General features: G+C 72.5%; 9 protein-coding genes. 6 read left to right on the top strand and 3 right to left on the bottom strand.

Going from position 1 to position 13,013, the window contains the following annotated elements:
- Nucleotides 1-61 precede the first annotated feature (61 nt).
- The 3 genes from ACZ6JT_RS14880 (at nucleotide 62) to ACZ6JT_RS14870 (ending at nucleotide 4,154) form a co-directional block, all read left to right on the top strand.
- A complete protein-coding gene (locus ACZ6JT_RS14880) occupies nucleotides 62-643 on the top strand; it encodes a hypothetical protein (protein ID WP_469209943.1) in 582 nt (193 codons plus the stop codon).
- Between the two features lie 167 nt (nucleotides 644-810).
- Nucleotides 811-999 (top strand): hypothetical protein, encoded by a 189-nt coding sequence (locus ACZ6JT_RS14875; RefSeq protein WP_469209941.1) that lies wholly within the window; start codon nucleotides 811-813, stop codon nucleotides 997-999.
- 59 nt (nucleotides 1,000-1,058) lie between these two features.
- Nucleotides 1,059-4,154 carry a helix-turn-helix transcriptional regulator gene (locus tag ACZ6JT_RS14870; RefSeq protein ID WP_469210695.1) on the top strand — a complete coding sequence of 1,032 codons (3,096 nt, stop codon included), beginning with the start codon at nucleotides 1,059-1,061 and terminating at the stop codon, nucleotides 4,152-4,154.
- Here the strand turns inward: ACZ6JT_RS14870 and ACZ6JT_RS14865 are convergent.
- From ACZ6JT_RS14865 to ACZ6JT_RS14855, 3 genes are all read right to left on the bottom strand, one after another.
- Nucleotides 4,117-4,296, bottom strand: coding sequence for a DUF6191 domain-containing protein (locus ACZ6JT_RS14865; protein WP_365470153.1), 180 nt, complete (start codon nucleotides 4,294-4,296; stop codon nucleotides 4,117-4,119). The genes ACZ6JT_RS14870 and ACZ6JT_RS14865 overlap by 38 nt on opposite strands.
- Nucleotides 4,297-4,338: 42 nt before the next feature.
- Complete coding sequence (locus ACZ6JT_RS14860; RefSeq protein WP_469209939.1) at nucleotides 4,339-5,574, bottom strand: PQQ-dependent sugar dehydrogenase; 1,236 nt, start codon at nucleotides 5,572-5,574, stop codon at nucleotides 4,339-4,341.
- A 104-nt stretch (nucleotides 5,575-5,678) separates the two neighbouring features.
- Nucleotides 5,679-6,686 (bottom strand): aldo/keto reductase, encoded by a 1,008-nt coding sequence (locus tag ACZ6JT_RS14855; RefSeq protein WP_469209937.1) that lies wholly within the window; start codon nucleotides 6,684-6,686, stop codon nucleotides 5,679-5,681.
- Between the two features lie 73 nt (nucleotides 6,687-6,759).
- Between ACZ6JT_RS14855 and ACZ6JT_RS14850 the strand changes: the two genes are divergently transcribed.
- The 3 genes from ACZ6JT_RS14850 (at nucleotide 6,760) to ACZ6JT_RS14840 (ending at nucleotide 12,988) form a co-directional block, all read left to right on the top strand.
- Nucleotides 6,760-7,707: a 2-hydroxyacid dehydrogenase gene (locus ACZ6JT_RS14850; protein ID WP_469209936.1), complete on the top strand. Its 948-nt coding sequence runs from the start codon at nucleotides 6,760-6,762 to the stop codon at nucleotides 7,705-7,707.
- Nucleotides 7,708-7,991: 284 nt separating this feature from the next.
- Nucleotides 7,992-10,898 carry a putative bifunctional diguanylate cyclase/phosphodiesterase gene (locus ACZ6JT_RS14845; protein WP_469209934.1) on the top strand — a complete coding sequence of 969 codons (2,907 nt, stop codon included), beginning with the start codon at nucleotides 7,992-7,994 and terminating at the stop codon, nucleotides 10,896-10,898.
- 203 nt (nucleotides 10,899-11,101) lie between these two features.
- Entirely contained in the window at nucleotides 11,102-12,988 is a 1,887-nt protein-coding gene (locus ACZ6JT_RS14840; RefSeq protein ID WP_469209933.1) for an acetolactate synthase large subunit, read from the top strand.
- Nucleotides 12,989-13,013 lie beyond the last annotated feature (25 nt).

Below are 13,013 nucleotides of genomic sequence, written 5' to 3'. Positions count from 1 at the left end.
GTTGTGGCCACCCCAGCGGATTCTCAGAAAACTCTCAGACAGGGCGCCTACGGTGCCCCGCATGGACACCACGAAGACCCCCGCCGCGAACGCCACCGAGGCGGACGCCACCCCGGTCGACCTCGACAAGACCGAGGCCGCCCAGCCCGCCGAGGCCGAGGCCGACTCCGTACGCACCGACGCGGACCCGGAGGACGAGACCTTCACCGAGGACGGGGACGAGGACGAGGCGGAGAGCGCGCAGCCGGGCCACGTCGGCTCCGCTGCCTTCGCGATCGTCGCCGCGGGGCTCGGCGTCGTCGCCCTCAGCGGCAGCTGGGTCGCCGGCATCGTGTCCGAGCGCGCGAGCGTCGCCGCCCGGCTGGAGCTGAGCCAGGCCGCCGACGCCAACGCGCAGATCGCCGCCCAGTTCGTCGACCCGTGGCACACCACCGCGATGGTGAACGGAGTCTTCTCCGCCCTCGCCCTGATCATCGCCACCTTCGTGCTGGCCCTCCCGGCCTTCAGCACCCCCGAGCGCGTCCTCCCCACCTGGGTGCGGTCCGTCTCCTGGGCGGGCATCGGCCTGGGCGCCCTCGGCGTACTCCTCTTCGTCCTCATGTACTTCGACCTCCTCCTCGCCATCCCGAAGGCGGCGGGCTAGGTACTGCCTTAGGCGAACTCGGCCTGGTCCGGGCCCATCCCGGCCCGGACTAAGGCCCCCCGCGCCAGGCAGATGCGGCATGCGACCGATGTGCCGACACCCCCTGGGACGCGAATCTCGGATCACACCGAACGAGGTGCCCGAGAAACGCCACCAGGGAGTACGAGATGTTCGAGTACGAGATCGCCGCCACCGCCCGCACCGCCGACCTCCTCCGCGAGGCCGCCGCGTACCGCACGGTCCGGCAGGCCGGCGCGCGCCGCGCCTCCTTGCCCCATCCGGAACCGCGAGGGTCGGTGAGAGCACTCCGGAGCCGCCCCGCCCGCACCGCGGGCCACGCGCCCCGCTCCGCCTGAACCGACACGTGATGAGAAGCGCACCGATATCGAGTGCCGCCGCACCGGACGGCTGTGCGATGCTCGGCGACGTGGAGACCAGATCTGTCAGCCCGGTGTTCGTCGGCCGAGCCGACGAACTGGCCGTACTCACCGACGCACTGACCCGCGCCGCCGGCCTCGAGCCCCAGGCGATGCTCATCGGCGGAGAGGCCGGAGTCGGAAAGACCCGCCTCACCGAGGAGTTCGTCTGCGAGGCCGAGCGCCGCGGCGCCGTCGTCGCCGTCGGAGGCTGTGTGGAGATCGGGGCTGAGGGACTTCCCTTCGCCCCCTTCTCGACGGCCCTGCGCACCCTGCACCGCCTGCTCCCCGACGAACTGGCCGCCGCCACCGCCGGCCAGGAGGACGAACTCGCCCGGATCCTGCCCGAACTCGGCGACACCCCGCGCGGCCCGCACGACGAGGAGAGCACCGCCCGGCTCTTCGAACTGACGGCCCGGATGCTGGAGCGGCTCGCCGCCGACCGCACCGTCGTCCTCGTCCTGGAGGACCTGCACTGGGCGGACACCTCCACCCGGCACCTGCTCTCCTACCTCTTCCGCACCCTCGGCAGCGGCCGGCTGGTCGTCGTCGCCACCTACCGCGCGGACGACGTCCACCGCCGCCACCCGCTGCGGCCCCTCCTCGCCGAACTCGACCGGCTCCGCACCGTCCAGCGCATCGAACTGGCCCGTTTCAACCGGGCGGAGGTGCGCCGCCAGCTCGCCGGCATCCTCGCCACGCAGCCCGACGAGGACTTCGTCGACTCCGTCTTCGACCGGTCCGACGGCAACGCCTTCTTCGTCGAGGAACTCGTCGCCTCCCGGGAGAGCGGTTGCCGTACCGGCCTCACCGAATCCCTGCGCGACCTGCTCCTCGTCCGCGTCGAGGTGCTGCCCGAGGAGACCCAGCGCCTGGTGCGGATCGTCGCCGAGGGGGGCTCCACCGTGGAGTACCCGCTGCTGCGCGCCGTCGCCGGCCTCACCGAGGACGAGCTGATCGAAGCGCTGAGGGCCGCGGTCGGAGCCAACATCCTGCTCGCCACCCCCGACGGCGACGGCTACCGCTTCCGGCACTCGCTCGTCCGCGAGGCCGTCAGCGACGACCTGCTGCCCGGTGAGCGCGCCCGCGTCAACCGCCGCTACGCCGAAGCCGTGGAGGCCGACGAGTCGCTGATCCGCTCGGGGGAGCGGGTCATCCGGCTGGCCAGCTACTGGTACCAGGCGAACGACCCCGCCAAGGCGCTGCCCGCCGTACTGGCCGCCTCCGTCGCAGCCCGCCGCCGGCACGCCTACTCCGAGCAACTGCGCCTGCTGGAGCGGGCCATGGACCTGTGGGACAGCGCTCCGGAGGACGTCCGCGAGTCGCTGCGCCCGGCGGACTACACCGAGGTGTACCCGCCGTGCGGCTGCGACGACTCCACCGCCACCCCGCTCCGGCGGATCGACCTGCTGGCCGAGGCGACCGTCGCGGCACGCTACGGCGGCGAGCGCGAACGGGCCCTGAAGATCACGAAGATGGCGCTGCGCCTGCTGGAGGAGGAACGCGACTCGCTGCGGGCCGCCTGGTTCTGGACCGAGCGCTCCCGGCTGGTCGCGAGCCTCGGCCGCGGCGACGGCTGGGAGGAGATCGCCAAGGCCCAGGAACTCGTCCGGGGGCTGCCCCCGTCCCAGGTGCACGCCGAGGTCCTGGTCCGGGCCGCGAGCTGGGGCATGCTCCACAAGCCGGGACCCGACAACCTCGCCGCCGCCGAACGCGCCGTCGAGTACGCGCGCATGCTGGGCGCCGAGGACACCGAGCTCAACGCCCGGATCACGGTGGGCTGCCTGCTCACCGACTCCGGTGACGGCGCCGGTGGCCTCGCCGAACTGCACGCGGTCCGGGAACGTGCCGCGAAGCTCGGACTCACCAGGCTGGCGGGTCGTACGCATGTCAATCTCACCTCTCAGTTGGAAAGCATGGGCCGGTCCCGCGAAGCCGTGGAACTGGCCGAACAAGGGGCCGAACTGGTCCGGAAATCCCGGCTGATGGACAGCGAGGCCTGGGTCTGCGGAAACATGGCCGAGAGCCTCTACAGCCTCGGCCGCTGGGACGAGGCCGCCGAGGCGGCCCGCCGCACCCTGCGCGTCGGCCAGAGCGCGGCCCCGCGCGGCTCCGCCACCACGCGGCTGTCCCACCTCGCCCTGGCCCGCGGCGAGCTGGCCGAGGCGGCCCAGCAGCTCGCCGCCGCCCACGCCCACTTCGGCACCCACGACACCCAGCCCCAGCACCGGATACCGCTGTACCGCCTCGCCATCGGGATCGCGGCGGGAGAGGGCCGGATCGCCGACGTGCGCGCCGAGACCGCCGCCGCCGTCGCCTACGGGTTCCCGCTCGGCCAGCACCGCTACGCCTGGCCGCTGCTGCTCGCCTCGGCCTCCGCCGAGGCGGACGCACGCGGTCTGCCCGCAGCCGACGCCGGCCGCGGCGCCGCCCTGGACCTGCTGCGCGGCGCCGCGCACACCCTCGCCACCCCCGTCCCGCTGTGGACCGCCCACGCCGAGTACCTCCGGGCCGAGCTGCTCCGGGCCGAGGCCCGCGACACCCCCGCGGACTGGACCGCCGTCGAGGCGGCCGTCCGCCCGCTGGAGCGCCCGTACCTGCTGGCCCGGGCCCGCCACCGGCTCGCCGAGGCCCTGCTGGCCGCCGGCGACAGGGAACCCGCGGCCGCCCTGCTCCGCGAGGCCCATGCCACGGCCGAGCGGATCGGCGCCCGACCGCTGCGCGAGGACCTGGCCCTGCTCGCCCGGCGGGCCCGGCTCCCGCTGGCCGACGCCGACCCGTCCGCGGCCCCGACCGCCCCGCAGAGCGACCCGGTCGAGGCGCTCGGCCTGACCAGCCGCGAGCGGGACGTCCTGCGCCTGGTGGCGGCGGGCAGCACCAACCGCAAGATCGCCGAGGAACTCTTCATCTCCCCGAAGACGGCGAGCGTGCACGTCTCCAACATCCTGGCCAAGCTGGGCGTCGCCGGCCGCGGCGAGGCGGCCGCCCTCGCCCACCGGCTACGGCTCTTCGCCCCGCCCGTCCACGGCGTCCCCGCAGAGGGCGGCCCCGGCCCGGTCAGCCCTCGTCCGGAGGCTGCTCGGCAGGGCGTATGAGCACTCTGCCGGAGTCGAGGTCTATCGGCCCCCGTCCCGGATCGTTGTCATTGACGTCGGTCCGGGACAGCTCCAGCCGCTTCTTCTCGTCGTTCGTGTGCTTGCGTCCCGGGTTGAACAGCTCCTCGATCATGTTGAACAAAGCACCCACCGTCCCTGTGGTCCTGGTGCGCAGACCTGTCGGTCACCGCACGGTCAGCGTCAGGATCCTGTCGTCGCCCGCCTCCGGCGACCCTCGGCCGTCCGTCTCGCTCGTCACCAGCAGCAACCGGTCACCGCCGAGAGCCACCACCGTCCGCAGCCGGCCGTACCGCCCCTCCAGGAAGGCCTCGGGCTCCGCCACCGGCTCAGTCCCGGCCAGGGGTATCCGCCACAGCCGGTTGCCCTTCAGTGCGGCCATCCACACCGAACCCTCCGCCCAGGCGATCCCGCTCGGCGAGGCCTCGTCGGTCTTCCACACGGCCACCGGATCCCGGAAGCCGGGCCTGCCCGCCTTCCCCTCGGCCTCGGGCCAGCCGTAATTCGCCCCGGGCTCGATCAGGTTCAGCTCGTCCCAGGTGTTCTGGCCGAACTCGGCCGCCCACAGCCTCTTGTCCTTGTCCCAGGCGAGGCCCTGCACATTGCGGTGACCGTAGGAGTAGACGACGGAATCCGCCTCCGGGTTGCCGTGCACCGGATCCCCGTCCGGAGTCATCCGCAGGATCTTGCCGCCCAGCGACTTCCTGTCCTGCGCGAGCGCCTTGTCGCCCGTCTCGCCCGTCCCGGCGTAGAGCATCTTGTCCGGGCCGAAGGCGATCCGGCCGCCGTTGTGCACGAGGCCCTTGGGGATGCCCCGGAACACGGTGTCCGGCGCACCCAGTTGCTGGCCGGGGGATCTGTGCTCGTCGTACCGCAGCCGGGCGATGCGGTTGTCGGACTCCGTCGTGAAGTACACGTACACCAGCCGGTCCGAGGCGAAGGAGGGCGACAGCGCGAGACCCAGCAGCCCGCCCTCACCGCCCGGGGCCACCCCCGGCACCTCGCCGATCCGTGTCACCGTGCCCGAGCCCACCGCGACCCTGCTGATCGTCCCCTTGTCCCGCGAGGCGACCAGCAGATCGCCGCCCGGCAGCTCGGCCACGCCCCACGGCGACTCCAGGCCCCTGGCGACCTCGCCGGTCACCGTCACCGCGCCCTTGGCCGGCGGCCCGGTCGCCTCCGGCGAGGCGGACGCGCTCCCCGACGGACCCGCCGGCCCGGAGCCCGCCGCGACCGTGCCCGGTGGAGAGCTCCCGCCCCCCGCTCCCGGAGCGCCGGCCGGTGCGCATCCCGCCGCCAGCAGAGCGCCGCACCCCGCCAGAGCCACCGCCGCCAGCACGCTCCCATGCCGCGCGCCCTGTGCCTCGTACCCCACGTGCCGGGGAGAACGTCCGTATCGCATCGCCCTGCTCCTTCCGGTCCTCCGATCGTGCCCTTCACCAGACTCAACAGCGGCGGCAGTTCCCGAAGTTCCACCACTCGTACACTCGATCGAGTGGTTGTCGCTCAGTCCCAGGCTCCCACCTCGACCGGCAGGGCCGCGATCTCTGCCAGGTCCCCCGCCGAGAGCCGCACCTGCGCCGCCCGCGCGTTCTCCGCGGCCCAGTGCGCCCGGTCGGCCCCCGGCACCGGCACCACCTGCGGCCCCTGCGCCAGCACCCACGCCAGCGCCACCTGCGCCGCCGTGACCTCCGCCCCGTGCCGCCGCGCCACCCGCCGCAGCCCCGCCACCAGCACCTGGTTCGAGGCCATCGCCTCCGCCGTGAACCGCGGATGGCGGGCCCGCACGTCCTGCGGCTCGAAGCCCTCACCCGGAGTGAGCGTCCCGGTGAGGAACCCGCTGCCCAGCGGCATCGCCGCCAGGAAGCCCACACCCCGCGCCGCGCACCACGGCAGCAGCTGCCACGCCGCCTCCGGCGACCACACCGACAGCTCCGCCTGTACCGCGCTCACCGGGAACACCTGCTGCAGCCGCTCCAGGTGCCGCAGCGTCGTCCGGTACTTGCGGTCCCCGCTGCGCCCCGCCCCCGGCCCGGCCCCGGCGCCCAGCGCGCAGAAGCCGAGGGCGCGCACCTTCCCCGCACCCACCAGCTCCGCCATGGCACCCCACGTCTCCTCCACGGGCACCTCCGGATCCACCCGGTGCAGCTGGTAGAGGTCTATGACATCGGTCCGCAGCCGCCGCAGCGAGGCGTCGCAGGCCCGCCGCAGATAGCCGGGCCGCCCGTCGGCGACCACGTGCTGGTCACCCGCCCGCAGACCCACCTTGGCCGAGACGAAGGCCTCGGAGCGCCGTTCCCGCAGCACCCGCCCCAGCAGCAGCTCGTTGGTGAACGGCCCGTACACGTCGGCCGTGTCCAGCAGGTTCGACCCCAGGTCCAGCGCCGCGTGGACCGCCGCCAGCGACTCCTGTCCCCGCCGCCGCGAAGGCGCGTACGCCCAGCTCATCGGCATACAGCCGAGGCCGACGGCGCCCACGGTCAGCGCCCCCGCCCCGATCGACCTGCGCTCCACCCCTCGGTCCCCCTCACGCTCCGGCCACCAAACTAACGGCTTGATCAAGACGGCTTGGCATAGCCTCGTGATCATGACTGCTACGCCCCAGGACGTCTGGCTCCCCTTCCCCGCCGAGGAGGTCGCCGGCCTCCCCGACTCCTTCCGGTACCGCCTGTGGGACGGCGAGGATGCCTACCCGGCCGATCCCGCCGCCTGCGTCTTCTACGTGGCCCCCTACATGAAGCCCGCCGAGGTCACCGTGCGCCCGCTCGCCGCCATGACCGCGGTCCGCGTCGTCCAGACCCTGACCGCCGGCATCGACGACGTGCTGGGCCGTCTCGGCGACCTGCGCCCCGGCGTCTCGCTGTGCAACGCCGCCGGGGTCCACACGGCCAGCACCGCCGAGCTCGCCCTGACGCTGACCCTCGCCTCCCTGCGCGGCATCCCCGGCATGGTGCGCGGACAGGACCGCGAGGAGTGGCGCTCCGGCTTCTACGACGCACTCGCGGACAAGTCCGTTCTGATCATCGGCTACGGATCGATCGGCTCGGCCATCGAGGACCGGCTCGTGCCGTTCGAATGCGGGCCGATCGCCCGCGTGGCCCGTACGGCGCGGACCACCGGGCGCGGGCCGGTGCACGCCCTCGCCGACCTGCCCGGCCTTCTGCCGCAGGCCGACGTGGTGATCCTCGTGACGCCGCTGACGGACGCCACCCGGGGCCTGGCCGGCGCCGACTTCCTGAGCCGCATGAAGGACGGCGCTCTGCTGGTGAACGTGTCCCGCGGCCCCGTCGTCGACACCAAGTCCCTGCTCGCGGAGGTCGAATCGGGCCGACTGCGCGCGGCGCTCGACGTCACCGACCCGGAACCGCTGCCCGCCGGCCACCCGCTCTGGCATGCTCCGAATGTCCTGATCACGCCCCATGTCGGCGGCAGCAGCACGGCGTTCGAGCCACGCGCCAAGCGCCTGCTGGCCCGCCAGCTCGGCCGGTTCGCCACCGGAGAGCCCATGGAACACACGGTGCTGATCACCGGGTGAACCAAACGATGCACACGCTCCGCATTCACCCGGACGCGCACCGTGGGAAGGACCCTCCGCTCGGTAACTGAGAGTAGAGGGACTATGTCCCTGAGTGACGAAAGTGGTGTATCGTCCGGAACAAGGGGCTGCGCCACGAACGTCTGGCGCTGGGGAGTGATCGGACACTTTGGGGGGCGACGGGCGATGCACGGCCAATGGACGAAGGATCCGACGCGGCACAGCCGCCGCAGGCGACGCTGCCGAGACTGGGCTGCACCGGAACCAGCCGGCGAGGGGGACCGGTGAGTGCGCCGGGGGCGGCGCTCCTGAACCGGCCGTCCGTCACGGGCGGAGGCAGGGGTCTGGCGATGCAGCTGCTCCTCGCGGTGGTCAGCGGCGGGTACGCCGTCGGCGCCGCCCTCAACTGGGGCTCGGAGGAAGTCGCCGAGATCATGGGCGACTTCGGACTGAGCGCGGCCGGCTTACTGGCCGCCGTCTCGTGCTACACGTACGCGCGCGCCATCGACAGCCGTGAACGCCCCGCTTGGCTGCTCTTCGCCTTCTCCTCCCTCATGGGCGCCGGCGGCAACGCGGTCTGGGGCTGGTACGAGGTGATTCTCGGGCAGCCGGTCCCGAAGCCCTCGCTGGCCGACTTCGCCTTCCTCTGCTTCGCCCCGCCCGCCATCGTGGGCCTGCTCGTCCTCGCCAAACGTCCGGTCACCCGCGCCGGCTGGGTCTGCCTCGGGCTCGACTCCTGGCTCATCGGCGGCTCCCTGCTCACCCTGTCCTGGAGCCTGGCGCTGGCCCACGCGGCGCGGACCGCCCAGTCCGGTGCCCCGGGCAGCGTCCCGCGCGCCGCACTCTCCCTCGCCTACCCGCTCCTGGACATCGCGCTCGTCTCCATGGTCCTGGTCCTGCACTTCCGGCGGAGCGAGACCAACCGCTCCGCCGTCAACACGGCCATCGCGGCGCTGGCCCTGACCGTGCTCAGCGACGCGCTGTTCACCTCGCCCCTGCTGAGCGCCGAGTACCAGTCCGGACAGCTCCTCGACGCCGGCTGGTTCGCCGGCTCGCTCCTGCTCGCGTACGCCCCCTGGGGCGCCCGGCGCATCCACCCGGGCCCGGAGCCGGCCGGGCACCCGCGCGGGGAACGGCCGCACAGCCGCCCGATCACCGGCTCGCTCCCCGCCCTCACCCCGTACCTCGCGGCCGCCGTGTGCACCCTCGGCATCCTCTACAACGTCGTGGACGGCCGGAAGGTCGACAGGATGGTCGTCTTCACCGGCTGCACGGTCGTGCTCGCCCTCGTCATCCGCCAGGGCATCATGCTCCTCGACAACATCGCGCTCACCCAGGAACTGGCCCAGAAGGAGAACCACTTCCGCTCCCTGGTCCAGGGCTCCAGTGACGTCATCATGATCGCCGCGCCCACCGGGACCCTGCGCTACGTCAGCCCCGCCGCCGCCGGGGTCTACGGCCGCGAGGCCGAGGAGCTGGTCGGCACCGAGCTCGCCATGCTCATCCACCCGGACGACCTCGGCCGGGTGGTCCACGAGGTACGCCGCTTCCTCGCCGCACCGCCGACCGAGGAGCCCACCACCCGCATCGAGTGCCGTTTCAAGTCGGGCGGCGGCGAATGGCTCAACGTGGAGTCCACCGTCAACCGCCACCAGGGCGGGCTCATCCTCAACAGCCGGGACGTCACCGAGCGGGTCCGCCTGCAGGCCCAGCTCCAGCACAGCGCCGAGCACGATCCGCTGACCGACCTGCCCAACCGCGCCCTCTTCACCCGGCGGGTACGCCAGGCCCTGACCGGCCGGCGCACGGGCGACCACAGCACCGCGGTGCTCTTCATCGACCTCGACGGCTTCAAAGCGGTCAACGACACCATCGGCCACCAGGCCGGCGACGAGCTGCTCATCGAGGCCGCGCGCAGGCTCCAGGACTCCGTCCGGGCCGGGGACACCGCGGCCCGCCTGGGCGGGGACGAGTTCGCCGCGCTGATCCTGGGCGACGGCAACCGCGACCGCAGCGCACGCGAGTACCAGGTGCGCGAGATCGCCGACCGGCTGCGCACCACCCTCTCCCAGCCGTACCGGATCGGCGGCAGCGAGGTGCGGGTGGCCGCCAGCATCGGCGTGGCCTTCGCCGACCCCGGCATCACCCCTTCGGACCTGATGCGCAACGCGGATCTCGCGATGTACCGGGCCAAGGCGGGCGGCAAGGACCGCGTCGAGATGTACGCCCCCCAGATGCAGGCCGAGGTCGTACGGAAGGCCGAGCTCGCCGGCCGGCTGCGGACCGCACTGCACGAGGGGGAGTTCGCGCTGCTGCACCAGCCCGTGGTCTCGCTGACCACCGGCGAGGTGGCGGCCGTCGCCGCGCAGCCCCGCTGGCGCTCCGCCCAGGGGATCCTCTTCACCCCGGCCGAGTTCCTCCGCGTCGCCGAGTACAGCGAGGGCGGTGCGGGCGGACCCGGCGCCTCCGGCGGCTCCGGCACGGCGGGCCCGGACGCCTCGCGCACCGCCGAGCTGGGCCGGTGGCTGCTGGAGGAGGCCGTGGAGCAGGCCGCCGACCGGCACCGGGCCGGGCACGACGTACCGGTGGCCGTGCGGATGACCGCCCAGCGGCTCCTGGACCGCGCCATGCCGCTCGGCTCCGTGGAGGCCCTGCTGACCCGGCACGGCCTGCCCTCCGGAGCCCTGGTGCTGGAGCTCGCCGTATCCGACCCCAGAGTGCCCTTCGACGACCTGGAGCGCCGCCTGACGGCCCTGCACCGGCTCGGGGTGGGCATCTCCCTGGACGGCTTCGGCAGCGGCTACGCGGCCATCAGCGCCCTGCGTCGCCTTCCCGTGGACATGCTCAAGCTGGACCGGGGCCTGGTGGAGGGCGTGGTCGAGTCGGCCCGCCTGCACAAGATCACCGCCGGTCTCTTGCGCATCGCAAACGACCTGGGCATGCGATCGGTGGCCGACGGGGTCGACCTCCCCGAGCAGGTCATCGCGCTGCGCGCGATGGGGTGCACGCACGGTCAGGGAATGGCCTTTTCCGGCCCGCTCGACGAGTACAGGCTGCGCCGCGCGCTGGTGCGCGGTACGTTCCCAGTACCGGGCGGAGCGGCCCAACCAGCACTGGCCGGCGGCTCCCCCGGGGGATCGATGGCCATGCGTAGAGGCTCACATAATGAGACGCCCGTCCCACCTACTTGACATCACCCTCCCGCCAGAGGGAGGGTCAGTGCCATGCGCACCCGAATTCTCGTACTTGGAAAGCGCGTCGGCTGAAGCTGGGACCTGCATGTCCTCGCTCAACACCCCCGACGCGCTCCCCTCGCTTGCCTCCCGGCACGAGGGGTTTTTTGTTGCACTGGCACAGAGTCGAATCCGCGTAAACCCTCAGCTTCGAGAAGAGAATGCCGATGACCGAGCAGGCCACCGGGGCCCACCATCCGCAGCCGCGGCCCCGTTCCGGCGGACAGCAGTCCGCCGCAGTTGAGCACGTCACGGGTGCGCAGTCCCTCATCCGCTCTCTCGAAGAGGTGGGGTGCGACACCGTCTTCGGCATTCCGGGCGGCGCCATCCTCCCCGCGTACGACCCGATGATGGACTCCAAGAAGGTCCGTCACATCCTGGTCCGCCACGAGCAGGGGGCCGGCCACGCCGCCACCGGCTACGCGCAGGCCACCGGCAAGGTCGGCGTCTGTATGGCCACCTCCGGCCCCGGCGCCACCAACCTCGTCACCCCGATCGCCGACGCGCACATGGACTCGGTGCCGCTCGTCGCGATCACCGGGCAGGTCTCCTCCAAGGCGATCGGCACCGACGCCTTCCAGGAGGCGGACATCGTCGGCATCACGATGCCGATCACCAAGCACAACTTCCTGGTCACCAAGGCCGAGGACATTCCGCGGACGATCGCCGAGGCCTTCCACATCGCCTCCACCGGCCGCCCCGGCCCGGTCCTGGTCGACATCGCCAAGGACGCCCTGCAGGCCAGGACCACCTTCTCGTGGCCGCCCGCCCAGGACCTCCCCGGTTACCGGCCGGTCACCAAGCCGCACGCCAAGCAGATCCGCGAGGCCGCCAAGCTCATCTGCCAGGCCAAGCGCCCGGTGCTGTACGTCGGCGGCGGCGTCATGAAGTCCGGCGCGACCGCCGAGCTGAAGGTCCTCGCCGAGCTGACCGGCGTCCCGGTCTGTACCACCCTGATGGCGCTGGGCTCCTTCCCCGACAGCCACCCGCTGCACGTCGGCATGCCGGGCATGCACGGCAGCGTCACCGGCGTCACCGCGCTGCAGAAGTCGGACCTGCTGATCGCCCTCGGCACCCGCTTCGACGACCGCGTCACCGGCAAGCTGGACAGCTTCGCCCCGTTCGCCAAGATCATCCACGCGGACATCGACCCGGCCGAGATCGGCAAGAACCGCGCGGTCGACGTCCCGATCGTCGGTGACGCCCGCGAGGTCATCGCCGACCTGATCCAGGCCGTCCAGGCCGAGCACACCGAGGGCCACGCCGGGGACTACACCGCCTGGTGGAACGACCTCAGCCGCTGGCGCGACACGTACCCCCTGGGCTACGACCTGCCCACCGACGGCAGCCTCTCGCCCCAGCAGGTCATCGAGCGGATCGGCGCGCTCGCGCCGAAGAGCACGATCTTCGCGGCCGGCGTCGGCCAGCACCAGATGTGGGCCTCGCACTTCGTCAAGTACGAGGAGCCCCGCACCTGGCTCAACTCCGGCGGCGCCGGAACCATGGGCTACGCGGTCCCGGCCGCGATGGGCGCCAAGGTCGGCATGCCCGAGCGCACGGTCTGGGCGATCGACGGTGACGGCTGCTTCCAGATGACCAATCAGGAACTGGTCACCTGCGCCCTGAACAACATCCCGATCAAGGTCGCGATCATCAACAACGGTGCGCTGGGCATGGTCCGCCAGTGGCAGACCCTGTTCTACAACCAGCGGTACTCCAACACCGTCCTGCACGCCGACGAGACCGGCCACGACACCGTCGGCTCCCAGCTCGGCGAGTCCATCGCGCCCCGCAAGGGCACGCGCGTCCCGGACTTCGTCAAGCTCTCGGAGGCCATGGGCTGCGTGGCGCTGCGCTGCGAGGACCCGGCCGACCTGGACAAGGTCATCGCCGAGGCCAACGCGATCAACGACCGTACCGTCGTGATCGACTTCATCGTCCACGAGGACGCCATGGTGTGGCCGATGGTCGCCGCCGGCACCTCCAACGACGAGGTCATGGCAGCCCGGGGCGTCCGTCCCGACTTCGGCGACAACGAAGACGACTGAGCCGAGAGAGCCGAGAGAGAGAACG

It is taken from the genome of Streptomyces sp. NPDC046308 (assembly GCF_055588065.1).
The sequence above is the reverse complement of the archived record's forward strand: the minus strand, read 5'-3'. Positions and strand labels throughout refer to the sequence as shown.